Raw genomic sequence first — 22,807 nt, 5'->3', positions numbered from 1 at the left:
CTGATAACCAAATCAAATTATATGAAAATGACAACATTAGTATTGATCATTACTGCCGTCCTCACTGCTTTGATAGGAGGACTTTTCTATGCCTATTCATGTTCAGTTGTTCTGGGGTTGGGAAAACTCTCTGATACGGAATATGTAAAGGCTATGCAAAGCATCAACCGGGAAATACTGAACCCTGTTTTCTTTATGAGCTTCATGGGAACCGCGGCTCTACTTCCTGTATCTGCCTTTTTGTTTCGGGGGCAGCAGCCTGTTTTTATTTTTCTTTTGCTGGCAGCACTGGCTTATTTGATCGGTGTTTTTGGAGTAACGGTTGCAGGGAATGTTCCTATGAATGATGTTTTGGATAAGTTTGATATTTCCAATTCTACAGCAGATGCCATCAAACAGATGCGTGAAAATTTTGAAAACAGATGGAACTTCCTGAATAATATAAGAACTGTATTTTCTGTGGTTTCCATAATTTTTGTTGTCTGTGCCTGTATCTGGAACAAAGAGGTGTGAAAAAGATAAGAGAGATTAAGTGAAAATACGGAGTTAAAAGATTCGGTATTTCTACGGATGCATATATAGGGTTTTATTCGGATATTTGTGTTGTTAGCGAGACATAATTTAACATTTTCAAAGTGTTGAAAAAAAGATTATAACCAAGACGACTTAAGTTCCAAACAAGAGAAAAGGCAGCCATTGGCTGCCTTTTGCTTATGATAAAATATAATCTGTTAGATCTTCAATAGCTCGATCATTTTTTCAGGGCTTTCCGCTGAGAAAACAGCATTTCCTGCAACAAGAACATCAGCTCCGGCTTCAAATAGTTTAGAAGCATTGTCAAGATTCACACCGCCATCTATTTCGATAAGTGCAGTAGAATTGTTGCTTAAGATAAGGTCTTTGGTTTCTGCAATCTTTTTGTAAGTATTTTCAATGAATTTCTGACCTCCAAAACCTGGATTTACACTCATTAATAATACAAGATCTACATCTGCAATAATGTCCTCAAGCATTAATACCGGCGTGGAAGGATTTAAAACAACCCCTGCTTTTACCCCTTTGCTCTGAATGTGATGGATGGTTCTGTGAAGATGCGTACAAGCTTCATAATGCACAGAAATAAGGTCTGCACCATGATTGATAAATTCGTCAACATATTTATCCGGTTCTACGATCATCAAGTGAACATCTACAAATTTTTTAGCATGCTGTTGAACGGTTTTCATCACCGGAAAACCAAATGAAATATTAGGAACAAATCTGCCGTCCATTACATCAATGTGGAACCAGTCGGCCTGAGAGTTATTCAGCATTTCAATGTCTCTTTGCAGATTCCCAAAGTCTGCAGATAAAAGGGATGGAGCAATAAGCTTCGTTTTCATTTTTACTTTTTATACTTTTTATTTAGATATAAGATGCTAGATCTCAGATTTCAGATCTTTAAAGAGCAGAAGTAAATGTATTTATTAGAGTCTGATATCTGCTGTCTCATATCTGAAATCTCAATTAATGATACTTCAGCTTCATTTCAGGTTTGATCTTAAGAACAGTTTCATAGATAAGTTTGATAACGTTTCCTACATCCTCTTTAGATACCATTTCTACCGTAGTATGCATGTAGCGCAAAGGTAAGGAAATTAACGCACTTGGTACCCCGCCGTTAGAATGGGCAAAGGCGTCCGTATCAGTTCCTGTAGCTCTGCTTGCTGCTGCTCTTTGGAAAGGGATTTTTTTTGTTTTCGCCGTATCAATGATTAATTCTCTGATAGTATGATGAACACTCGGAGCAAAAAATACGACTGGTCCTTCACCACATTTCTGATCACCTTCTTTTTTCTTTTCAATCATCGGAGTGGTGGTGTCATGGGTAACATCGGTAACGATGGCGATATTAGGCTTAATCGTGTCAGCAATCATATCTGCTCCATATAAGCCTACTTCTTCCTGTACAGAATTGGTAATATACAGTCCGAAAGGGATAGATTTTTTATTTTCTTTTAAAAGTCTGGCTACTTCAGCGATCATAAAACCACCGATTCTATTATCAAGTGCTCTGCAGACAAAGTATCTGTCGTTCATTTCAAAGAACTCATCGGGGTAAGTAATCATGCATCCTACAAAAATTCCCATTTCTTCCACTTCTTTTTTGGATGTAGCCCCACAGTCAATAAAAATGTTTTCGATTTTAGGAGTAGGTTCATTCTGATTTGTTCTTGTATGAATGGCTGGCCATCCGAATACGCCTTTTATGATTCCGTTTTCTCCGTGAATGTGGACAACCTTTGAAGGTGCAATTGTTTGATCCGAGCCTCCGTTTCTGATCACATAGATCAGTCCGTCATCTGTAATATAATTAACATACCAGGAAATCTCATCTGCATGTGCTTCAATCACTACTTTAAATTCAGCTTCAGGATTGATGATCCCATAACAGGTTCCATAATGATCTACTTCTATTTTGTCTACATAAGGTCGGATATAGTCCATCCAGACTTCCTGTCCTTTGTGTTCATAACCTGTTGGTGATGATGTGTTTAAATATTTTTGTAAAAATTTCAAAGATTTCTTTTCAAATTTCATAAAAAGGAATGATTTTTGCGTTTAATTTTTGTTCTTATAAGTGTAAAAATAATGAATTTTAGTAAGATTATCTGCCTTTTTATTTTCTTTTTTGGAGTCAGTGTTTTTGGCCAAAAGGATGGTGTAGTGGCAAAGCCACTCAATCAATATCCGGCTGAATCATTGAAAACAGATGAATTTGGAAATAAATATTATTATGATGAACAGCAAAAGGTCAAGATTTATGAAATCAATGGCGAGCCTGTAGTCGTACTAGATGAATTGATTTTGGTTAATAAACCGAGATTTAATAATCAGCTGGATAGAAATTACTATTATTTTCTGAATAAAAAGCTGTACAGAGTATATCCTTTATTTGTCACGGCACTCCAGCAGTACAGAGATATTCAGAAGGATATGAACGATATGGATAACAAGGCCAAAAGAAAGTTTGTAAGAGAAAGACAGAATATGCTTGCGGATCAGTATGAAAAGCAACTGAGAGATCTTACCACTACCGAAGGGCAGGTTTTTGCAAAACTGATGAATAGAGCTACCGGAAAAAATGTATTTGAAATTATCAAAGAGTTGAGAGGAGGATGGAGCGCTTTCTGGTGGAATGTAAAAGGAAAAATGGCTGATATTGATCTGAAAGACCGCTATGATCCCCATAAGAACAGAACAGATGAATTTGTAGAATCATTGCTTCAGTCCAATTGGAATTCTGGTTATCTGCAGCCTTATCCGGGAGCAAGTGATTTTAAAGTCAAAAAATAATATAAATTCCTGTAAGAGCACTTACAGGAATTTTTCTTTTAATTTATCGAAGACTATTTTATCTATTGGGAGAGGAAAAGGATTGTCTGGTCTGTCGATATCAATCCATTCTGTTTTTTCAATGCAGGGATCCATAATAAGGAAATCCTCTTCATTGGCAATGTCTACTATATAATATATGGTAAGAAGCTGCTCATTTTCTTTGAAACGGGAAACCAGAAAGTTTTCCTGAGTATAAAAATGTTCCAGAACATTTACCTTTACATTAAGCTCTTCATCAAACTCACGATGCAGACACTCTAATACACCTTCACCATATTCTAATCCACCACCTGGAAATTTCATTAAAGCTTCGCCGGCATATTCCTCAAATAAGGTCAGAACTTGTTTATCTTTTACCGCACATCCATACACTCTAATGTTGATCTTATCTATCATATATATATAATGTATAATATTTGTATAGCTAATGTAAGGAATTTTTATGAGTCATATAAGGGTAAAAGAGCAAAATACTAAGCAAATTTCCTTGTTAATCATTTCATCCTTTTACTATTTTACAGCTTCACGGCATTAATCATCTCTCTCTTTCCTGGAGGCCCCTGTTTTTTCTCTACTTGAAAATTCAGTTCCTGAAGAATTCTTCTTACGCTGCCTTTGGAAGAGTAGGTCGTTAATAATCCGTTAATGGCCATTTTGTCAGAAACCAGTTCAAATAATGGTTTTTCCCATAAATCAGGCTGTACTCTGGCTCCGAAACAATCAAAGTAAACAAGATTGATTTTAGGCAAATCAATGTCCTTTAGGTCAAAAAAATCACATTCTATCTTATTTAAGTTGAATCCATTAATGATTTCTACTGAATTTCCCCAATCTGCCAGATGAATTTTCTGATAAATATTTTTAAACTCAGGGTTGTCAAAAAGCTCAAAGTAAGCCAAATCCTTAACTTCAGATTCATTTATTGGATATTTTTCGAGTGAAAAATAATTAATGACATGATTTTTGTCAGTTTTTAAATATTCATTAATTGTTACTAAAACATTCAAACCTGTTCCAAAACCGAGTTCTAGAATATTAATTTCGTAATCATTTATCAAATTTAATCCATTTTTGATAAACACATGTTCTGCTTCTTGAAGTGCTCCATGATGAGAATGGTAGTTTTCATTTAATTCATTGATAAACAGTGTTTTACTACCGTCGTTTGTGGTCTTAATCTCTCTTTTCAAGCTATTTTTTTGTCAAATTTACTCTAAAATTTTTATATTTAGAAAATTATGTTAAATTTGTAGAACATCGTAAAAATTTTAAAAAATGATAATTCAAAAAACTGAAAACTCCAGAATTTCTACATTTGACCCTAACAATTTTTCATTTGGTGGTACTTTCATTGATCATATGATTATTTGTGAGTATGAAAATGGAAAATGGGGTGATGTGAAATTAGTTCCTTACGGTCCGATACCTTTTACACCTGCTATGATGGGAGTAAACTATGGACAAGCTTGTTTTGAAGGCATGAAAGCCTATAAAGACAAAGACGGGCAGGTTTTACTTTTCAGACCGGAAAAGAATTTTGAACGTATCAATAAGTCAGCAAAACGTCTTGCTATGCCAGAGGTGACTGAAGAAATGTTTTTAGACGGATTAAAAGCATTAGTAGATATCGACAGAGAGTGGATTCCACAGGGGGAAGGAATGTCACTATATATCAGACCGTTGATTTTTGCTACAGAAGAAGCTTTGAAAGCTAGAGTATCTAATAAATATATGTTTGCTATCGTTGCAACACCAGCGAAGAGCTATTACTCAGAACCGGTATCAGTGAAAATCTCTGATCACTATTCAAGAGCTGCAAACGGAGGAGTAGGTTCTGCAAAAGCTGCAGGTAACTATGCTGCTTCTTTCTATCCTACACAATTGGCTATCGAAGAAGGATATGAGCAGATTATCTGGACTGATGATGCAACTCACGAATATTTCGAAGAGAGTGGTACTATGAATGTCTTTGTAAGAATCAATGATACCATCTATACACCTCCGACTTCTGAAAAAATTCTTGATGGGGTAACAAGAGACAGTTTTATCCAATTGGCTAAGAAAAGAGGAATTGAAGTAAAAATAGAACCAATCCCAGTGAAAACAGTTATTGAAGCTTTGAAGGACGGTTCTCTTAAAGAAGTATGGGGAGTAGGTACGGCAGTGGTTACCACTCAGTTCCAGGCTTTAGGGTATCAGGGTGAGAAATTGGAACTTCCAAGATTATCTGATGATGAAAGCTATGCAGCTCTCCTTAAGAAAGACTTGGTAGACCTGCAAAATAACTTAACTGAAGATCCATTCGGATGGAGAGTTATCGTAGATCATGCTCTGGAAACAGTTTAATCTTAACTGAACAAAATAATATACAGAAACCGGGAATTTCCCGGTTTTTTTGTATGCATGCATTTATATAAATATAAAGTGGGTGAATATCCTTTAACTCTTGGACTAAATTTAACAGTCTGGTTCTATTAGTAGATAGATACGTTATTACATTCACATATTTCTTCATCAAGTTTTGTAATTGATTCGCGAAATGTGTATTTTCGCAAAAGTTTATGAGAAAATTACTCTTCATATCAGCCATAAGCCTGTTGAGCTGCAACAGAAATGCACAGACGGCCCATCCACCTGTAGGCGGTGTTTTGAGCCAAAAAGACCTGGATGTTTCTAAAAACAGGATGAAAAATCTGAATACCATAGAAAGAGGCCAGATTCAGGATTGGATCAATGGCCAGTCTGTGAAGTATTATCCTACGCAGCTTAATTACTGGGTGACGGCAGAAGGCTATGATCAGAGAGAAAGAAGAAAAGATGAATCTTTGATTTCTTACTCTTATGATTTGTACGATTTTGACCAGACTAAAATCTATGAGAAGTCTTTTGAAAGAAGAGATGCCAGATTCGGGCACTTTGATGAACTGAGAGCAGTGGAAAACGCTTTGCGCTTTATACATGATGGAGAGGAAGTAACGCTTTTGGTGCCGTCTTCTTTGGCTTACGGAACTTTCGGAGACGAAAAGAAAATAGATAACGACATTCCATTAATCATAAAATTAAAAGCCCTATAATACATGAAATTGTTTAACAAGAATATAATTCTGGCAGCGGCAAGTATTTCGCTGATGAGTTGTACCCCAATTTATAAAAAAATGAACGTAGACAAAGAAACTTACGAAGGTCTTAATGACGGGCTTTATGCCAATCTTCAAACCACAAAAGGTAATTTGATTGTGAAGTTTGAAGACAAGAAAGCACCAGTAACTGTAGCCAACTTTATCGGTCTTGCAGAAGGGAAAATCGACAACAAAGCTAAGGCTAAGGGAGTTCCTTATTATGACGGAACTATTTTCCACAGAGTGATCAAAGATTTCATGATCCAAGGGGGAGACCCTAAAGGAACTGGAGCAGGTGATCCGGGATATAAATTCGAGGACGAAAGAAACGACCTTAAGCACACAGGAAAAGGTATTCTTTCTATGGCGAATTCTGGACCCAATACAAACGGTTCTCAGTTCTTCATCACTGAAGTGGCGACTCCTTGGCTAGACGGAAGACACACGATCTTCGGAAAAGTAGTAAAAGGTAATGATGTCATTGATGTCATTGCTAACGTTGAAAAAGGAGCTCAGGATAAACCTAAAACAGATATCGTTTTAGAAAAAGTTTCTGTTTTCAGTAAAGGTGACGAATATAAGCACTACGATGCAGCTAAAACGTTCAACGAAGGAAAAGCTAAAATCGCAGAAAACAATAAGGCTTTTGCTGCTAAGGAAGAAGCTGAAAAAAAGAAAAAAGAAGAAGAATTCAAAGCTAATCAGGAAAAATTGGTTGAAAACCTAAAAGCTGGTATGCAAAAAACTGAATCAGGTCTTTATTATAAAATCACAAAAACAGCTGATGGTAAAGCTCCAAAAGTTGGTGACAATGTATCTGTACACTATGCAGGTAAATTGGTAGATGGAACTGAGTTTGATTCTTCATTCAAAAGAAATGAGCCTATCGATATTCCAATTGGAATGGGAAGAGTAATCAAAGGATGGGATGAAGGTATCCTATTATTGAAAGAAGGTGAAACTGCTACATTATTGATCCCGCCGGCAATGGCTTACGGAGAAAGAGGTGCAGGAGGAGTGATCCCGCCAAACTCTTGGTTAGTGTTCGATGTTGAGCTTGTAAAAGTAAAATAATTGAATCTTCAAAATATTCTCAAAAGCCGTCCGATAAGGACGGCTTTTTTTATTCAGCTCAAATACATTGTGTAACGATCTGCATACATGTTGCGACACATTTTAATATCTGGGAAGTTTAATGATTTTTCTGGTGAAAAGTAATCTTAAAATTGGTAACAACTATTAAATAATGAAAACTAAATCACTTCTGTTTCTGTTTGTTCTGCTGTCGTTTATGACTTTTTCTCAGACCAAAGCAAATCCTGACGATGCAACGATAAAAAAATCACTTACTTATTTTGTAAACAGTATTAAATCTAAACAGATAGATCAAGCGGTAAGTTGTATATATCCAAAATTCTTCACCATCGTTTCAAAAGAGCAGATGACACAGATTTTGAATATGACTTACAATAATCCATTCATGAAAATTGAAGTGCAGGATTTAAAGTTTGGAAATATTGAAAAACCCGAACTCATTACGGGTGAATATTTTTCTATTACCCATTATTTTTTGAAACTGAAATGTAATGTCAGTTCATTAAATGATGAGATGAAACAAAAAATGAACAGTGCTTTGACAGCCAAATATGGCGCGAATAATGTAAAATATCTAGCCAGTGAAGGTTCATATCTCATCAACGCCAATATGAAAGCCTGTGCTGTTTCAAAAGATAAAAAAAACTGGAAATTTGTTATTCTGGAAAAGGAATATAAAAAAGAACTGGTGAAAATCTTACCGAAGAAGATTCTGGATAAATTTTAAAGGGTTAAGCAGCAAGCTTGGATTTTTTTATTAAAATAATGCCGTCTTGAAAAAGACGGTTTTTTTGTTTCCTATAAATACCGTAGAAATACGGATTTCGGCAAGGGTTTAATACTTCTATCTTTATCCATCACTTATAAGAAACAAAATAGAAAATATGTTTGATCTGAATTACGACCTGATAAAAAAAGAAATTGAGTCAGAAATGTGTGAAGAACACGGTCTGCATCCGGAACTCATTAAAACAGATGAAGGCTTTGGAATAAAAGCCTGTTGTGAACCTTTCAGAGAGAAAATGGTTGAAAAATCCGGTAAAATGATTGAGGAAGAGACAAAAACGATTCTCGATAAAATGATGAAGGATCTTTTTAAAGAATAAAATTTTTACGATGTGATGATAACCTTAGTTGTTGTCGCCAGAGCTGCTCCGAATGGGGTGGCTTTTTTTGTTGTCCATTTTTAACCTTACTATCAATAAAAGTAATGAACAGTAAATTGTAAAACAAAAAAACCGTCCCCAAAAGGACGGTTTTTTCAGTAAAAATTAATTGAAAGTTATATGTTCTGTTATCTTTTCTTCATACCAGTTCCAGCCAGGGAACTAATGAATACAAGGCCAAAGCCGATATAAGCGGCAAATGCCGTCAGATATATTATTAAGCTGTTTAAGCTTGGTTTTAAGGCGTATACCAAAACAGAAAACGCAGCAAAACTCATCACCAGCAATAGGCTCCATATATTCAATTTTGCAGCATCTTCATTTCTCTTAAAAATCATTTCAAAAAAGGCTCTCATCATTACTACCATTTTAAGGGTTATACATTAATTAAAGAATAAAGGCGCACTCATCACGGTAAAAAGAATAAAATTCCTTTACTGGGCTAAGATTCACGATGACTTTGCCATTTATTTATATCGTAATACCGGGCTAAAAGTCCGGGATATTTTTGTTTTTTTGAATCAATAAAGATTCTTGGTTATTGATGATACCAGTTAGATACGGGGTGCAAAACTGCTGTGATTAACTAACGGGGGTTAGTTAATCACGAGCCCGTATCTTTTACGGCATCGTAGAAAAAAAAGGATTCATATGCTAGATATGAACTTGAATCAGTGGAAAAACTGAAAATCCACAGAAAACCTTTTTTCTCATCCTTAGTGTTTTTTTAATTTTTTCTCAATATTCTAAATGCCAATATCATGCCAAAATATTACTTTCTCGATTAACACTTTGTTTTAAGAGGTTGATAAGACTTGTGTTAGAGCGTATTTTCATCTGTTATTTCCTTAAACAAAGAAAAATTTTCTATTTTTAAGGTGTAATAATTTAAAACGAAGAAAATATTACAGTTTGATCTTATTTTCATCCCATTTAAAATATTTGTAGAAAAGTTTTAAAAATGAATCAGGAAAGTTTAAAAACTAATATTGAGTTCTGTATAGCTAATCTCTTGAATTTGGCAAAGGTTCATTGCTGGAATACAATTTCCCCTCATTTGTTTTTTATTCTATCTGATTTTAATGAATTTGAAGGATCCAATTTATCTGAGAAGATGAAATCCAGGACCAGAATAAATAATTCAAAAACACTATTGACTTTAGATTGGGCACTGGAAATTTTGCATAAAGAGTTTTATGATCTTTACGATGTCACTCTGTATATTTTTCAAGGAAATAAATATGAAACTATTGTAGAAATTCAATATTACAGGAAATCCAATTTTGATGCTGATTATTTTGCTGTAGTAAAAGATAATCCGCCAATGTTTCATTCAAAAATTGCAATGCCGGCATATGCATGGGAGGGAGGAAAGTTTGATATCAATTGGGAATCAGGTGGAGGGATGGATCATGCATGGAAAATATTTTGGTGGCGGAACTTTTTGTATAAACGTAAAATTTAAAGGAAAAAAATACAGATAGCACAAATGTTTTTGCACGAATTTTACCAATGAAACGACACACAATGATCTGTGTCAATCTTTGAAATCTGTAGTTACAAATAGGATTTTAAAATCATTATAATTTTTGGCTGAAGTCATTGGACAGTATCCATAAAGATAAACGGGCTAAAGCCCGTTCCTATTGAATTATATCTTAGTATCAATATTTAAAAAAAGAAAACCGCCTCTAAAGACGGTTTCATATGTATTACCAGTTTTTATCAATCATATAAATAATCTGTGTCAAAGTGGTAGCGCCCAATAAGAGCTCTCTACGGTTCACCTTTTCAAACGTATCTTCTTCCGTATGGTGAATATCGAAATAACGTTGAGAATCCGGCATCAATTCAGCTGCTGGAATTCCCAGGTCATGAAGCGGGTAAAGGTCTGTTCCTGAAAATCTCTCTTCGAAATTATAAACGCCATAAGGAAGGAATAGGTTTGACCAGCTTTTAATCTGATTTCTTTTCGCATCATCCATATCCAGGGCAATACCTCTTGGTGCAAAACCTCCGGCATCTGTTTCTATCGCGAAAAGATGTTTTTCATTCTTCTCTTTTACTGTTTTACCATATTGAATTCCGCCTTTTACTCCGTTTTCTTCATTCGCAAAGCAGACTACTCTGATGGTGTGATTGTTTTGTATTCCTAGTTTCTTAAAGGTTCTCAAGACCTCGATGCTTTGAACAATTCCTGCTCCGTCATCATGGGCACCTTCGCCCACATCCCACGAATCAAGGTGTCCACCCACAACGATTACGCTTTGGTCTTTCTTGCCTGTAATTTCTCCAATAACAGAATGAGAAAGTTTTTCTCCTTTCATTCCGCAGTTGGAATTAAGTTTAGCAGTTATTTTCTGGCTTTTCAACAAAGCTTCCAGTTCATCTGCTGTAGTGCTTCCAATGGCTACGGCTGGTATTTTGGTTACTTTATCTTCATAACGCATCGCTCCGGTATGGGGAACATCGTCAAAAGCTGAAGATAAAGATCGGATGATCGCAAATTTACCTCCTTTTTTGGCGGTTAAAGAAGCGGCTGTAGTCCGATATTTTGCAGCATCTCCATATCCTTTGAATGTCTCTATGAATGACTGGCTGAAAGGGTAGTTAAAGAATACAATTTTATCTTTTACTTTTTCAGCAGGCAGCTTGTCATATTCTTCCATGGATTTAACCATGATGATTTCTCCTGAAACATCTTTTCCTCCGGTTCCTTCAGAATTTCCAAGAGAAAGCATTTTAAGGCTTTTCCATTTTCCGTTGGAAGCTAGGATGTGAAGGGATTCTTTTCCTCTTACCCATACCGGGATCATCACTTCCTGAAGCCATACTTTATCAGCTCCGGCATCACGAAGTTTCTGTGCAGCCCATTGTACTGATTTTTCATAGGCTTCGGAACCGCTTAAACGGTGTCCGATATTTTTTGTAAGCTCTCTCAGCTCAGTATATCCTTTTCCATTGTTCAGAATTTCCGTAGAGATTCTTCTGAACTGAATAGAATCATCTTTGGATTGGCCAAAAACAGCCATTCCAAAAAGCAATAATGAAGTTCCTAGTATCTTTTTCATGGTTACCAATTTTTATCGATCATATAAATAAGTTGTGTCATCACCGCAGAACCGAGTAACAGTTCTCTACGGTTGACTTTTTCAAAAGTGTCTTCTGCTGTATGGTGAATATCAAAATAACGCTGTGGATCAGGAACCAGCTCAGCGGTGGGAACTCCCATTTCGTGAAGGGGAGCAATATCTGATCCTGAATATTTTCCGTCAAAGTTATAAACGCCATACGGTAAAAACAGATTGACCCAGCTTTTGATCTGGTTTCTTTGAGGTTCATCCATCTCCAGGGAAATTCCTCTGGGTGAAAAACCTCCGGCATCTGTTTCTATTGCAAAAAGATGTTTTTCGTTGTTTTCTTTGGCAATTTTGCCATATTGTTTTCCGCCTTTTGTTCCGTTTTCTTCGTTGGCAAAACAAACTGCGCGGATGGTATGGCTATTTTGTATTCCTAATTTCTTAAAAGTTCTCAGGACCTCAATACTCTGTACAATTCCTGCTCCGTCATCATGTGCCCCTTCACCTACATCCCAGGAATCCAGATGACCTCCTACGACAATTACGCTTTGGTCTTTCTTGCCTGTAATTTCACCAATCACAGAGTGGGAGAGTTTTTCTCCTTTCATCCCACAGTTGGAATTGAGTTTAGCAGTAACTTTTTGATTTTTCAATAATGCTTCCAGGTCATCAGCTGATGTGTTTCCGATCGTTATGGCCGGCACTTTGGGAATATTTTCGTCATAGCGCATGTTTCCTGTATGAGGAACGTCATCAAAAGCTGAAGAAAGTGACCGGATAATAGCAAACTTGCCTCCTTTTTTAGCCGTTAATGAAGCAGCAGTTCTTCTGTAGGGGCTTGCATCACGATAAGAAATAAAAGTTTGTACATTCCCCTGATTAAAAGGATAGTTGAAAAATACAATCTTATCCTTTACTTTTTCAGCGGGAAGCTTATCATATTCCTCCAGTGATTTTACCATAATAATATCACCTGAGACGTCTTTTCCGTTCGTACCTTCTGAATTTCCGAGAGAAAGCATTTTAATACTTTTCCATTTTCCGTTAGCGGTTTGGATATGCAGAGATTCTTTACCTCTTACCCAGACAGGGATCATCACTTCCTGAAGCCATACTTTATCAGCTCCGGCATCACGAAGTTTCTGTGCAGCCCATTGTACCGATTTTTCATAGGCTTCAGATCCGCTTAAACGGTGTCCTATATTTTTGGTAAGCTCTTTCAGCTCAGTATATCCTTTACCATTGTTCAGGATTTCAGTGGAAATCTTTTTGAACTGGATAGAATCTTTTTTAGTCTGGCCAAAAACAGCCATTCCAAAAAGCAATAATGAAGTTCCTACTATCTTTTTCATTGTTACCAGTTTTTATCAACCATAAAAATCATCTGTGTTATTGCAACTGCTCCGAGAAGAAGTTCTCTTTTATTCACTTTGTCAAAAGTATCTTGTTCGGAATGGTGATAATCAAAATATCTTTGGGTATCTACAACAAGCTCTGCTAAAGGAATATCCAATTTTTTTAAAGGAGAAATATCCTGAATGGCTTCTGTTTGGTCGAAATCATACACCCCATAAGGAAGAAAATATTCTTTCCATGGATAAACCAGCCTTCTTCTCTGAGGTGACATGTCCAAAGAAAATCCTCGTGGAGAATACCCTCCAGCATCTGTTCCTAAGGCAAATATGTGCTTTTCATCTCTCTTTTTGACATAAGCAGCGTACATCTCACGGCCTTGTCCTCCGTTTTCACTATTGGCGTACAAGACTACCCGGATGGTGTGGTTGTTTTCGTATCCAAGCGCCTTCAGTGTTCTTAAAACTTCGATACACTGCACAACTCCTGTTCCATCATCAATAGCACCTTCACCAAAATCCCAGGAATCAAGCTGAGCGCCTAAAACAATCACTTTAGAATCCTTTTTGCCCTGAATTTCAGCAATGATATTTGGATTCGTCGTGTCTCCTTTTGATTCAGCAGTCATGTTGATTTTAGCAGTAACTTTTTGTTTTTTTACTATTTTTTCCAACTCATCCGCGGATCTTACTCCAATAGATAAAGCCGGAATCTTTATTTTATCATCCGGCTCATAATAAATCATCTTGGCATGGGGAGTATCGTCATTAGCTGTTGTTAATGATCTTATAATTAATGCTTTTGCACCTGTTTTAGCAATGATAGAAGCGGAAACTAATTTTGATTTTGCCGTCTGTAAATAGGAATCACTTGTATTAATAATTTTCGGATCCATTGGAACATTTACGAAAACGATTTTATCTTTTAGCTGGCCTATCGACATTGCGTTGAGCTCTGAAGTGGAATTGATTAAAACAATTTCACCTACCAGATCTTTTCCACCTGTTCCTTCAGAGTTTCCAAAAGAAAGCATTCTGATGTTTTTCCAATCTCCGTTTCCTGCTTTTATTTGCAAAGATTCTTTTCCTCTGATCCAGACAGGGGCTTTTGCCTCTTGTCTCCAGATCATATCAATACCAATTTCCTTGAACTTTTTTTCTGCCCATTCTACTGCTTTTGCATAGCCGGGAGTTGCACTGAAACGTGATCCGACCCCTTTCGTAAGTTCTCCAAGGTTATCATAGGCTTTACCATTGGTCATAATTTCGTCCGAAATCTTTCTAAACTCATCATGATAATTGAATTTGGCAACGGTACCTTTTTTTGCCGGACTTTTTTGTGGCTTTTTTTGAGAAAATAAAAATCCACTCAAAAAGAGTGGAAGTATAATGAATAGTTTTTTCATTTTTTATTTACCTTTCTTTTTCCATTGATAAAAGTAGGAAAAAAATGGGAATTTATTAAGGTTTCATGTCGTACATTAACAGAGCTGTAATCAGTTTTGGTTCAATAAATGTACATTTCGGAGGCATGCTTAGTTTTAGATCTGAAATTTTAATCATATCATTAAAACTTACAGGATAGATTCCAAAACCAACCTTACCTTCACCGCTGTCTATCTTTTCTTTTAAAATATTGATTCCGTTGATATTGGAGGTTCCTTTTACATAAGAGATCAGCTCAGAGCTGTCCGGATCTTCAATTTTCAGGATATTTTTGAAAATATATTTGTCTAAAAGATGATGGTCCAGATTGTCCAGAGACATTTCTTTAGAACGAAGGTCATGCTTTACGTGAAGAGAGTAGAATTTCCCATCTAAATACATTGAAATATGGAATTTCTGAGAAGGATAGTAGGATGTTTCTCCTTTTTCATGGATAAGGAAATAATGCTCAAGCTCTTTTAGGAACGCCTCAGGAGAAATGCCATTCAGATCATGTAAAATCCTGTTGTAGTCATGAATTTTAATAGACTGGTTGGAAACGATAAAACTGAACACAAAGTTGTAAAGTTCTGTGCCGTTATGTCTTTTGTTTTTCTCTTTATGATACTTTGCATTCAATGCTGTAGAACCTATTCTGTGGTGTCCGTCAGCAATGTAAAATGAATCGATCTGATCAATTACTTCTTTGAATTGCTGCAGTTTCAGACGGTTGTCTATTCTCCAGATTTTATGTCTGATGCCAATAGAGTCTATGTGATTGAAGATAGGAACATTCTTTTCCTCATGATTCATCAGCAGCTCAATTTTTGAATTGGCAGGGTAGGTAAGAAGCACAGGTTCTGCCTGCAGATTTACTTTCTCAAGATAGTGAGCCAGTTTTTCCTTTTTCTGAGGAATGGTACTTTCGTGTCTTTTGATTTTTCCATTCCAGAAATCTTCAATACTAGCCAATCCGAGAAGCCCCCTGAACACTTGTTTGTTGGGGTAGATCTGCTCATAAAGATAATAGGCTGAATTGTCCTGGACCAATTTCTTCTCTTCCAGAAGTTCTTCAAATGTAGATCGGATCTTTCGCAGATTCCGGTCAATATCTTTAGATTTACTTACAACATAGGGTTTAATCATATTGATGTAAGTATTTTCAACTTGAGCTTTCTCTGCAATCTCTTCCTGGGTGAAATTATCCAGTGGATGTGTAGGGAAAGTACTCTCAAAGTCTCTATGAGGTCTAATTCCACGGAAAGGTTTAAAAACAGGCATATTTATCTTATAGTTTCTTTTTGTAGCTTAATAATTTGTTCTGCAAGTTCGATACCGATTTTCTCTTGCGCGTCTACTGTATTTCCTCCTACATGAGGAGAAAGGGACAATGCGGGGTTCATCAGTAAAGGAAGTTCCGGGCTTGGCTCATTTTCAAAAACATCCAATGCCGCTCCTGCTATTTTTCCTGACTCAATAAAATCAATCAGTGTCACTTCATTGATGACACCGCCTCTTGCAGTATTTACAATATAGACTCCGTCTTTCATTTTTTCAAACTGAGGGGTGTCTATAATATACTCATTCGTTTTCGGCGTATTGATGCTGATGAAATCTGCATCTTTAAGAAATGCGTCCATATCATTGGTGGAAGTGATTTCAAAGTCTACCGATTGTCCGTCAAAGAAGTTCAGGGTGAGAACTTTTGTTTTAAGGCTTTTCGTCAGAACAGTTACTTTCATTCCTAAAGCAATTCCTATTTTTACGACTTCCTGTCCAATACTTCCAAAGCCGATTACTCCTAATGTTTTCCCTGAAAGTTCATACGCATTACCGAATGACTTTTTCATAGCGTTGAAATGGGTATCTCCTTCCAGAGGCATTAATCTGTTAGATTCGTGAAGGAATCTTGCCAAAGAAATGAAGTGTCCGAAAACCAATTCTGCCACTGATTTTGAAGATGCTGTAGGCGTGTTGATTACTTTAATGCCCTTGCTTTTGGCATATTCAACATCAATGTTATCCATTCCGATACCGCCTCTTCCAATTATTTTAAGGCTGGGGCAGGCATCGATAAGGTCTTGCCTCACTTTCGTTGCACTTCTTACCAAAAGAACGTCCACATTATTATCGTTGATAAAATTAATAACGTGATCCTGAGCCACTCTATTGTCCAGAATTTCAATTCCGGCTTCTTTTAGAGCGTTTTCTCCTGCTTTTGAAATTCCGTCGTTTGCTAAAACTTTCATGAGTTATTTGATTTAAAGATTGAAAGATATACATATTTCAAAATTTTAAAACTAGGGTGCAAATTAATGAATTTAAATTAACTGCTCTTCAGTCTTTCAATCTTTGAATTTTTTTAATGATTAAATTATTTGATCGATTTCATTACATCCACCAAAACCTGTACACTTTCGATAGGCAAGGCGTTGTATAAACTTGCTCTGTATCCGCCTAAGCTTCTGTGTCCGTTCAGTCCGCTGATTCCTGCAGCTTTCCATGCATTGTCAAATTCTTCTTTCTTACTTTCGTCTGTGATGTTGAAAGAAACATTCATGAGTGAACGGTCTTCTTTTACGCAGAATGCTTCAAATAACGGATTGCTGTCGATTTCATCATATAAAAGCTTAGCTTTAGCTTCATTTCTTTTTTCTGCAGCAGCAATTCCTCCGTTTCTTTCAAGATACTGAAGGGTAAGCAAAGAGGCATATACAGGAAATACCGGCGGGGTATTGTACATGGATTCTTTAGCAATATGTTGAGAGTAATCCAATATAGAAAACATGTTTTCTCTTCCCGTTTTACCCAGGATTTCTTTTTTTATTACCACTAAAGTAACTCCTGCAGGTCCCATGTTTTTCTGCGCACCGGCATAGATCAGATCAAATTTAGAAAAATCCAGTTGTCTGGAAAAAATATCAGAACTCATATCACAAACCATTAGCGTGTCCACTTCAGGAAAAGATTTCATTTGAGTTCCATAAATAGTATTGTTGGAAGTACAGTGGAAATAATCGTATTCTGAACCAACCGTATAATCTTTAGGAATAAAAGAGTAGTTTTCTTCTTTTGAAGAACCTAATACATCTACTGTTCCTACTTTTTTAGCTTCTTTGATGGCTCCGGCTGCCCATGTTCCTGTATCCAGGTAAGCTGCTTTTCCACCTACTTTCATCAGGTTGTAGGGTACCATTGCAAACTGCATGCTGGCGCCTCCTCCTAAATAAAGAACTTCATAATCATCACCAAGATTCATTAATCTTTTTACAATCGCACGCGCTTCGTCCATTACCGCAACGAAATCCTTGCTTCTGTGGGAAATTTCAAGAAGAGACAATCCGATACCGTTAAAGTCCAGGATAGCCTGTGCTGACTTTTCAAATACTTCTTGTGGTAAAATACATGGCCCTGCGCTGAAGTTGTGCTTTTTGTTCATATTTTTATTTTTTGGTTGCTTCCAGAATTTAAACTCCTTTCGCTTATTTTTTTTGTTAAGTTGGATTTTTGATCAAAAAAAGCCGCCCCATACATGATGAGACGGAATTATTTTTATTCACCGTGTAAGAATGCTTTTTTATTAAGCAGTGCTTCTTCAGATTCTACGTGATCTTCATCTGGAACACAGCAGTCTACAGGGCATACCGCTGCACACTGAGGTTCTTCGTGGAATCCTTTACATTCTGTACATTTATCTGTTACAATAAAATAGACATCATCACTTACAGGCTCTTGTGGTGCTTCTGCGTCTACAGTAAGTCCCGACGGCATTGTAATGGTACCTTGAAGAGCCGTACCTTCAGAAGCTTTCCAATCTACAGCTCCTTCATATATTGCATTGTTTGGGCATTCCGGTTCGCAAGCTCCACAATTAATGCATTCATCAGTTATTTTGATAGCCATCGCTAATTTTTTTTAAATTTGCACAAAATTACAAAATATTCCCCAATTTTAAAGTAATTATGAATACCGAAAATCAAGTTTTAGGACTTATTAAATTAAGTGATTATATAAAAGCGTTTCTAGCGAAGAAACCAGAACATCATAATGAAGATGATGCTGATATTGAGTTATTATTAAAAAGATCTGAAATAGAGAATCCGTGGTTTACCATTGATAATCAGAAATATGCTTTGCAGCAATGGGCAGATCTTCTGACGGAAGAGAATATCAAAAACTGGCTTGGAAATTATTCCATCTCTAAAATTTCAAAAAGAGTAGGACTTATTCTAGCCGGAAATATTCCTTTGGTAGGATTTCATGATGTAATGTCCGTTGTTTTGAGCAATCATACACCTGTTATTAAGCTGTCTTCAAAAGATAAACGCATGATTCCGTTTTTATTAAAGAAATGGAATGAGTTTTCTGATGGAAACGTAGCTTTTGAATTTGTAGAGAAATTAGAGAATTTTGATGCAGTTATCGCTACAGGAAGTAACAATACGGCAAGATATCTGGAATATTATTTCAAGAATCATTCAAGTATTATCCGTAAGAACAGAACTTCTGTTGCTGTGCTGAAAGGTGATGAAACGGATGAAGAGCTACAATTGCTGGCAAAAGATATTTTCCAGTATTTTGGGCTGGGATGCAGAAATGTGACGAGAGTTTTTATTCCGCAGGATTTCCTTATTGACAGGTTGTTTGAAAACTTCCTGGCATTTCAGGATATCATCAATCATAATAAATATGCTAACAATTATGATTATAACAGAGCGGTTTATCTTTTAAACCAGGACAAATTCTGGGATAATAATTTTGTGATGCTGAAAGAAGATGATAAGCTGTTCAGCCCGCTTTCTGTGATCAACTTCAGCAGATATGAATCTTTGGAAGATGTGAAAGCCTTTGTTGCTGAAAATGAAGAAAATATACAGTGTATTGTGGCTAAAGAGGGATTAGGTTTGAATGCAATTCCTTTTGGAGAAGCACAGAATCCGGGACTTGATACCTATGCCGATAATGTAGATACAATGAAATTTTTAGAACTGGTCTGATTTTCGTATCTTCCATCACTTATTTCACCAGATAAAAATAAATACTATGAAAAAATTATTGCTGGGACTTGCACTTGTGGGTGGGCAGTTAGTGTTTGCGCAGAAGGTGGCAGGTGTAAAGGTTGAGAATGTCCAGAAAAAAGAACAGCCGGCTGCTATAAGTAAGGAGAAAGTCAGTTTGTATAATGATAACTTCCTTAAGTTTGTGGATGCTTTACAGGCTTCTGACCGTGTAACTATTGATGGATTGCTTTCTGAGAAAGTAAAGGAAATCGTGACGGACAATGTTCTTAAAAACGTCAAAGATGGAATTGACCCCAATAAAAAGCTTGAAATCTTAAAAGCAGGATATTATAAAACAATGGATGGTACCAATCATCCGAGTATTAAATACAAATATGCAGGAGAATCATCTTCCAAAGAAGCCATTACAGCTGTATTTGAGGATGATGGAAAAATATTGGGTGTGCTGCCTGCGAAATAGATAAAAATTTATTTTCGATTAATTAAAAAAATATTAACTATGATGACAGATGTTTTAGTCGCTCATTCTTCGGATGTGGAGAAGGCGAGTTTTTACAAGAAGACCTATTTGCATGTTGCATTATCTATTCTTGCCTTTATTGGAGTTGAAACGATATTATTGAAAACTGTTCCGGCAGAACTTATCGCGATGATGTTTGGTCAGAGATATATCTGGTTGCTGATTATCGGAGTTTTCTGGTTAGCTTCAGTTTTAGCTTCCAAATGGTCTCTTTCACAAAGTAAATCTACCCAGTATTTAGGATTAGGTTTTTATATCCTGTTGGAAGCGATTATTTTTATGCCGTTGCTTTTCATTGCAACCAATATGACAGGAGGAACGAATGTAATCTTCCAGGCTGCTACTTTAACTATTGCGATGTTTGCAGGTATTTCTGCAGTTGCATTTACTTCTAAAAGAGATTTTTCTTTTTTAAGAAATATTATTGTCATCGGTGGGTTTATTTCAATCGGACTGATTGTAGCGGGAATGATCTTTGGTTTTAACCTTGGATTATGGTTTTCAGTTGGAATGGTAATTTTAGCTTCAGCTACTATTTTATACCAGACAAGCAAACTAAAGGATTCCTATGGAACGAACCAGTATGTTGGAGCGGCGTTGCAGCTTTTTGCTTCTATTATGCTTTTATTCTGGTACATTCTGAGTATTTTGATGAGCAGAAGAAACTAATTGATAAGTTGATTTTATCTTTTAAAATAATAGTCCCGGTGATATTTTCATCGGGATTTTTTTTAATACAAATAATGCTTAAACACAAACGGCACTAATGATTTCACAAATAACACGAATTCAATAGGAATGAGCTTTAACCCGTTTATCTTTAGTATATCATCCAATGGCTTTAGCCGAAACCTATAACGATTTTAAAGCTGTTCTTGCACCCCAGGTTTCAAAAATTGACACAGAGATTGCGCATATTTTTTGATAATGAATTTCAGGTTTTTTATTTGTGAAATTTGTTGAAAACATTTGTGTTATTCATGTTTTAAACCGTAAACCCAAAAAATCCTGATGAAAATATCACCGGGATTTTAATTGGATATTCTTTAAAAATTTTCATGCAACTGCCAGCTTCATATGACCGGTTAAAGTACTTTGAAGTGAATTTTACAGTTAAAATAAAAGGGTTCTTAAAGAATAAGAAAAAAAATATATAGGAATGAGGAAAACCTCAGGCATTTTGTGTTTTTACAATCTTTTGATTAGAAATAATCGCAAGATGTTATTTGTCGATTGATCCTAAAACCTTTTGAGCAAAAGAGTTTAAAGCGTCTTTTTCGCTCATTCCGCTCTGTACATTGGAGTGAACTTCTAAAGCTCCACAAATATTCGTGATCAATTCTCCTGCAACATTTAAATCTTCTTCGCTTGTTCCTCTGAATTCGCAGAAACTTTCCAGTACTTCTAATGTTTTTTCAAGGTTTTCAGGAGTTTGATTCTGATAAAACTGTCTGATTACGGGTAATTTCATTATGCTAATTCGTTAAAAAGGTTAATTAAACTTTCTGCCTGGTTAGACTGAACCTGGTTCACCAATTCTCCGTTTTTAAAGATGGCGAAAGTAGGTAAGTTGTCTACTTTTGCTAGTTTTCTGCTTTCAGGAAGCTTTTCTGCATCTACGTATAAAAATGGGATAGAATCATTTTCAGACGCTAATTTTTTGAATTTTGGCTTCATGATTCTGCAGTTTCCGCACCATGTTGCGCCATATTGAACAACTACTTTTTCGTTGTCGCTAACTATATTTTGTAATGTATCTTCGGTTAATTCTGTGTACATGATTGTAATTTGAAAATTTGTTAATTTGAAAATGTATCAATGTTTTGTAAAGAAGAAAATGAGATAATTTTTGTTAATCCTCAAATTATCTCATTTTCAAATTAACACATTATATTAGTTCTTAGCTAAGTATTCTGCTGTAGAAGTTCTGTCAGCTTTCATTGCATCTTTTCCTTCTTCCCAGTTTGCAGGACATACTTCACCATGTTTTTGAACGTGCGTGTAAGCATCAATTAATCTTAAGAATTCTTTTACGTTTCTTCCTAGAGGCATGTCGTTTACCGCTTCGTGGAAAATTTTTCCAGTTTCGTCGATAAGGTAAGTTGCTCTGTAAGTTACGTTAGAACCTGTGAAAACTTCATTTCCATCCTCATCATATTCGAAATCCTGATCAACGATTCCCAACGTGTTTGCCAATTGTCTGTGAGTATCAGCTAAAAGTGGGTAAGTTACTCCTTCGATTCCTCCGTTATCTTTTGGTGTGTTCAACCATGCGAAGTGTACTTCGTTAGTATCACAAGATGCACCAATTACTTTAGTGTTTCTTTTTTCGAATTCACCTAAAGCCTCCTGAAAAGCGTGAAGCTCTGTAGGACATACGAAAGTGAAATCTTTAGGGTACCAGAATAAAAGAACTTTTTGCTGGTTGTTTACTGCTTCATCAAGGATGTTGATTTTAAGATCGTCACCCATCTCAGACATTGCGTCGATTGTTAAATTTGGGAATTTTTTTCCTACTAAAGACATAATTTTTTTTGTTTTATATTTAAATTTCTAATGCAAATATATAAAAGATTCATCTATCGAACAAACAAATATCGATAAATAAAATCTATAATTGTTTTAGTGTGCTGTGAAATAAAAAAGCCCTG

At 36.0% G+C, this 22,807-nt stretch carries 26 protein-coding genes; 11 read left to right on the top strand and 15 right to left on the bottom strand.

All coding sequences use genetic code 11. The annotated features are described in order from the left end of the window. The first annotated feature begins 27 nt into the window (after positions 1-27). Positions 28-513: a chryseobasin maturation helper ChrI gene (gene chrI, locus AC07UM_RS01975; protein WP_494682728.1), complete on the top strand. Its 486-nt coding sequence runs from the start codon at positions 28-30 to the stop codon at positions 511-513. Between the two features lie 218 nt (positions 514-731). Here chrI and rpe read toward each other — a convergent pair whose 3' ends face one another. Together rpe and chrP are read right to left on the bottom strand one after the other, a co-directional pair. Continuing rightward, positions 732-1,382, bottom strand: coding sequence for a ribulose-phosphate 3-epimerase (gene rpe / locus AC07UM_RS01970; protein WP_103235059.1), 651 nt, complete (start codon positions 1,380-1,382; stop codon positions 732-734). Positions 1,383-1,506: 124 nt separating this feature from the next. After that, positions 1,507-2,580 carry a chryseobasin maturation metalloprotease ChrP gene (gene chrP, locus AC07UM_RS01965; protein WP_494682729.1) on the bottom strand — a complete coding sequence of 358 codons (1,074 nt, stop codon included), beginning with the start codon at positions 2,578-2,580 and terminating at the stop codon, positions 1,507-1,509. Positions 2,581-2,631: 51 nt separating this feature from the next. Here chrP and AC07UM_RS01960 point away from each other — a divergent pair, with 51 nt between their 5' ends. Beyond that, positions 2,632-3,336, top strand: coding sequence for a DUF4294 domain-containing protein (locus AC07UM_RS01960; RefSeq protein ID WP_494682730.1), 705 nt, complete (start codon positions 2,632-2,634; stop codon positions 3,334-3,336). Between the two features lie 21 nt (positions 3,337-3,357). Here the strand turns inward: AC07UM_RS01960 and AC07UM_RS01955 are convergent, their stop codons facing one another. Then, positions 3,358-3,774, bottom strand: a complete 417-nt coding sequence (locus AC07UM_RS01955) for an NUDIX hydrolase (RefSeq protein WP_124531039.1) — start codon at positions 3,772-3,774, stop codon at positions 3,358-3,360. 119 nt (positions 3,775-3,893) lie between these two features. Further along, positions 3,894-4,568: a tRNA (5-methylaminomethyl-2-thiouridine)(34)-methyltransferase MnmC2 gene (gene mnmC2, locus AC07UM_RS01950; RefSeq protein WP_494682731.1), complete on the bottom strand. Its 675-nt coding sequence runs from the start codon at positions 4,566-4,568 to the stop codon at positions 3,894-3,896. Positions 4,569-4,653: 85 nt separating this feature from the next. On the opposite strand from mnmC2, the gene AC07UM_RS01945 reads away from it, so the two are divergent. The 5 genes from AC07UM_RS01945 (at position 4,654) to AC07UM_RS01925 (ending at position 8,698) form a co-directional block, all read left to right on the top strand. Beyond that, a complete protein-coding gene (locus AC07UM_RS01945) occupies positions 4,654-5,724 on the top strand; it encodes a branched-chain amino acid aminotransferase (protein WP_494682732.1) in 1,071 nt (356 codons plus the stop codon). A gap of 215 nt (positions 5,725-5,939) precedes the next feature. Continuing rightward, on the top strand, positions 5,940-6,452 hold the full coding sequence (locus AC07UM_RS01940) for an FKBP-type peptidyl-prolyl cis-trans isomerase (RefSeq protein ID WP_494682733.1): 513 nt from the start codon (positions 5,940-5,942) through the stop codon (positions 6,450-6,452). 81 nt (positions 6,453-6,533) lie between these two features. Then, the gene (locus AC07UM_RS01935) at positions 6,534-7,571 is read left to right on the top strand and encodes a peptidylprolyl isomerase (protein WP_494683062.1); all 1,038 of its coding nucleotides are present in this window, start codon (positions 6,534-6,536) and stop codon (positions 7,569-7,571) included. A 172-nt stretch (positions 7,572-7,743) separates the two neighbouring features. Beyond that, on the top strand, positions 7,744-8,319 hold the full coding sequence (locus AC07UM_RS01930; protein WP_494682734.1) for a hypothetical protein: 576 nt from the start codon (positions 7,744-7,746) through the stop codon (positions 8,317-8,319). Between the two features lie 157 nt (positions 8,320-8,476). Beyond that, entirely contained in the window at positions 8,477-8,698 is a 222-nt protein-coding gene (locus AC07UM_RS01925) for a hypothetical protein (RefSeq protein ID WP_236850259.1), read from the top strand. 188 nt (positions 8,699-8,886) lie between these two features. Here the strand turns inward: AC07UM_RS01925 and AC07UM_RS01920 are convergent, their stop codons facing one another. Further along, positions 8,887-9,117, bottom strand: coding sequence for a hypothetical protein (locus AC07UM_RS01920; RefSeq protein WP_124531043.1), 231 nt, complete (start codon positions 9,115-9,117; stop codon positions 8,887-8,889). A 755-nt stretch (positions 9,118-9,872) separates the two neighbouring features. On the opposite strand from AC07UM_RS01920, the gene AC07UM_RS01915 reads away from it, so the two are divergent. Further along, positions 9,873-10,223 carry a hypothetical protein gene (locus AC07UM_RS01915; protein WP_494682735.1) on the top strand — a complete coding sequence of 117 codons (351 nt, stop codon included), beginning with the start codon at positions 9,873-9,875 and terminating at the stop codon, positions 10,221-10,223. Positions 10,224-10,470: 247 nt separating this feature from the next. Here the strand turns inward: AC07UM_RS01915 and AC07UM_RS01910 are convergent, their stop codons facing one another. From AC07UM_RS01910 to AC07UM_RS01880, 7 genes are all read right to left on the bottom strand, one after another. Next, positions 10,471-11,829: a M20/M25/M40 family metallo-hydrolase gene (locus AC07UM_RS01910; RefSeq protein WP_494682736.1), complete on the bottom strand. Its 1,359-nt coding sequence runs from the start codon at positions 11,827-11,829 to the stop codon at positions 10,471-10,473. 2 nt (positions 11,830-11,831) lie between these two features. Further along, positions 11,832-13,190 carry a M28 family peptidase gene (locus AC07UM_RS01905; protein ID WP_494682737.1) on the bottom strand — a complete coding sequence of 453 codons (1,359 nt, stop codon included), beginning with the start codon at positions 13,188-13,190 and terminating at the stop codon, positions 11,832-11,834. A 2-nt stretch (positions 13,191-13,192) separates the two neighbouring features. Further along, the gene (locus tag AC07UM_RS01900; protein ID WP_494682738.1) at positions 13,193-14,596 is read right to left on the bottom strand and encodes a M28 family peptidase; all 1,404 of its coding nucleotides are present in this window, start codon (positions 14,594-14,596) and stop codon (positions 13,193-13,195) included. 55 nt (positions 14,597-14,651) lie between these two features. After that, a complete protein-coding gene (locus AC07UM_RS01895; RefSeq protein WP_494682739.1) occupies positions 14,652-15,896 on the bottom strand; it encodes a DUF1015 domain-containing protein in 1,245 nt (414 codons plus the stop codon). A gap of 2 nt (positions 15,897-15,898) precedes the next feature. Further along, on the bottom strand, positions 15,899-16,864 hold the full coding sequence (locus tag AC07UM_RS01890) for a D-2-hydroxyacid dehydrogenase (protein ID WP_494682740.1): 966 nt from the start codon (positions 16,862-16,864) through the stop codon (positions 15,899-15,901). Positions 16,865-16,989: 125 nt separating this feature from the next. Then, positions 16,990-18,054: a 3-phosphoserine/phosphohydroxythreonine transaminase gene (gene serC / locus AC07UM_RS01885; protein ID WP_103233724.1), complete on the bottom strand. Its 1,065-nt coding sequence runs from the start codon at positions 18,052-18,054 to the stop codon at positions 16,990-16,992. Positions 18,055-18,167: 113 nt separating this feature from the next. Next, complete coding sequence (locus tag AC07UM_RS01880) at positions 18,168-18,518, bottom strand: 4Fe-4S binding protein (RefSeq protein WP_103233725.1); 351 nt, start codon at positions 18,516-18,518, stop codon at positions 18,168-18,170. 59 nt (positions 18,519-18,577) lie between these two features. Here AC07UM_RS01880 and AC07UM_RS01875 point away from each other — a divergent pair, with 59 nt between their 5' ends. Genes AC07UM_RS01875 through AC07UM_RS01865 form a run of 3 tightly spaced genes read left to right on the top strand, consistent with a single transcriptional unit; the run spans position 18,578 to position 20,825 of the window. After that, positions 18,578-19,612, top strand: a complete 1,035-nt coding sequence (locus AC07UM_RS01875; protein WP_494682741.1) for an acyl-CoA reductase — start codon at positions 18,578-18,580, stop codon at positions 19,610-19,612. 46 nt (positions 19,613-19,658) lie between these two features. Next, positions 19,659-20,096 (top strand): peptidylprolyl isomerase, encoded by a 438-nt coding sequence (locus AC07UM_RS01870; protein WP_494682742.1) that lies wholly within the window; start codon positions 19,659-19,661, stop codon positions 20,094-20,096. Positions 20,097-20,135: 39 nt separating this feature from the next. After that, a complete protein-coding gene (locus tag AC07UM_RS01865) occupies positions 20,136-20,825 on the top strand; it encodes a Bax inhibitor-1/YccA family protein (RefSeq protein WP_494682743.1) in 690 nt (229 codons plus the stop codon). Between the two features lie 553 nt (positions 20,826-21,378). Here the strand turns inward: AC07UM_RS01865 and AC07UM_RS01860 are convergent. From AC07UM_RS01860 to AC07UM_RS01850, 3 genes are all read right to left on the bottom strand, one after another. Next, complete coding sequence (locus AC07UM_RS01860) at positions 21,379-21,627, bottom strand: DUF6952 family protein (protein ID WP_494682744.1); 249 nt, start codon at positions 21,625-21,627, stop codon at positions 21,379-21,381. Then, positions 21,627-21,935: a thioredoxin family protein gene (locus AC07UM_RS01855; protein WP_124531054.1), complete on the bottom strand. Its 309-nt coding sequence runs from the start codon at positions 21,933-21,935 to the stop codon at positions 21,627-21,629. Before AC07UM_RS01855 ends, AC07UM_RS01860 begins: the two co-directional genes overlap by 1 nt. A 114-nt stretch (positions 21,936-22,049) precedes the next feature. Then, entirely contained in the window at positions 22,050-22,682 is a 633-nt protein-coding gene (locus AC07UM_RS01850; RefSeq protein ID WP_103235396.1) for a peroxiredoxin, read from the bottom strand. Between the last annotated feature and the right edge of the window lie 125 nt (positions 22,683-22,807).

It is taken from the genome of Chryseobacterium sp. GW821-FHT04C04 (assembly GCF_059420365.1).
The sequence above is the reverse complement of the archived record's forward strand: the minus strand, read 5'-3'. Positions and strand labels throughout refer to the sequence as shown.

Bases quoted from the DNA above. Each gene is read 5' to 3' on its own strand.
- AC07UM_RS01945 (WP_494682732.1), top strand. From the start codon at position 4,654: ATGATAATTCAAAAAACTGAAAACTCCAGAATTTCTACATTTGACCCT.
- AC07UM_RS01955 (WP_124531039.1), bottom strand. From the start codon at position 3,774: ATGATAGATAAGATCAACATTAGAGTGTATGGATGTGCGGTAAAAGAT.
- chrP (WP_494682729.1), bottom strand. From the start codon at position 2,580: ATGAAATTTGAAAAGAAATCTTTGAAATTTTTACAAAAATATTTAAAC.
- AC07UM_RS01855 (WP_124531054.1), bottom strand. From the start codon at position 21,935: ATGTACACAGAATTAACCGAAGATACATTACAAAATATAGTTAGCGAC.
- AC07UM_RS01960 (WP_494682730.1), top strand. From the start codon at position 2,632: ATGAATTTTAGTAAGATTATCTGCCTTTTTATTTTCTTTTTTGGAGTC.
- serC (WP_103233724.1), bottom strand. From the start codon at position 18,054: ATGAACAAAAAGCACAACTTCAGCGCAGGGCCATGTATTTTACCACAA.
- AC07UM_RS01920 (WP_124531043.1), bottom strand. From the start codon at position 9,117: ATGATGAGAGCCTTTTTTGAAATGATTTTTAAGAGAAATGAAGATGCT.
- chrI (WP_494682728.1), top strand. From the start codon at position 28: ATGACAACATTAGTATTGATCATTACTGCCGTCCTCACTGCTTTGATA.
- AC07UM_RS01905 (WP_494682737.1), bottom strand. From the start codon at position 13,190: ATGAAAAAGATAGTAGGAACTTCATTATTGCTTTTTGGAATGGCTGTT.
- AC07UM_RS01910 (WP_494682736.1), bottom strand. From the start codon at position 11,829: ATGAAAAAGATACTAGGAACTTCATTATTGCTTTTTGGAATGGCTGTT.
- AC07UM_RS01870 (WP_494682742.1), top strand. From the start codon at position 19,659: ATGAAAAAATTATTGCTGGGACTTGCACTTGTGGGTGGGCAGTTAGTG.
- AC07UM_RS01915 (WP_494682735.1), top strand. From the start codon at position 9,873: ATGAAATCCAGGACCAGAATAAATAATTCAAAAACACTATTGACTTTA.
- AC07UM_RS01880 (WP_103233725.1), bottom strand. From the start codon at position 18,518: ATGGCTATCAAAATAACTGATGAATGCATTAATTGTGGAGCTTGCGAA.
- AC07UM_RS01930 (WP_494682734.1), top strand. From the start codon at position 7,744: ATGAAAACTAAATCACTTCTGTTTCTGTTTGTTCTGCTGTCGTTTATG.
- AC07UM_RS01925 (WP_236850259.1), top strand. From the start codon at position 8,477: ATGTTTGATCTGAATTACGACCTGATAAAAAAAGAAATTGAGTCAGAA.
- rpe (WP_103235059.1), bottom strand. From the start codon at position 1,382: ATGAAAACGAAGCTTATTGCTCCATCCCTTTTATCTGCAGACTTTGGG.
- AC07UM_RS01890 (WP_494682740.1), bottom strand. From the start codon at position 16,864: ATGAAAGTTTTAGCAAACGACGGAATTTCAAAAGCAGGAGAAAACGCT.
- AC07UM_RS01850 (WP_103235396.1), bottom strand. From the start codon at position 22,682: ATGTCTTTAGTAGGAAAAAAATTCCCAAATTTAACAATCGACGCAATG.
- AC07UM_RS01895 (WP_494682739.1), bottom strand. From the start codon at position 15,896: ATGCCTGTTTTTAAACCTTTCCGTGGAATTAGACCTCATAGAGACTTT.
- AC07UM_RS01900 (WP_494682738.1), bottom strand. From the start codon at position 14,596: ATGAAAAAACTATTCATTATACTTCCACTCTTTTTGAGTGGATTTTTA.
- AC07UM_RS01860 (WP_494682744.1), bottom strand. From the start codon at position 21,627: ATGAAATTACCCGTAATCAGACAGTTTTATCAGAATCAAACTCCTGAA.
- AC07UM_RS01935 (WP_494683062.1), top strand. From the start codon at position 6,534: ATGAACGTAGACAAAGAAACTTACGAAGGTCTTAATGACGGGCTTTAT.
- AC07UM_RS01875 (WP_494682741.1), top strand. From the start codon at position 18,578: ATGAATACCGAAAATCAAGTTTTAGGACTTATTAAATTAAGTGATTAT.
- AC07UM_RS01940 (WP_494682733.1), top strand. From the start codon at position 5,940: ATGAGAAAATTACTCTTCATATCAGCCATAAGCCTGTTGAGCTGCAAC.
- AC07UM_RS01865 (WP_494682743.1), top strand. From the start codon at position 20,136: ATGATGACAGATGTTTTAGTCGCTCATTCTTCGGATGTGGAGAAGGCG.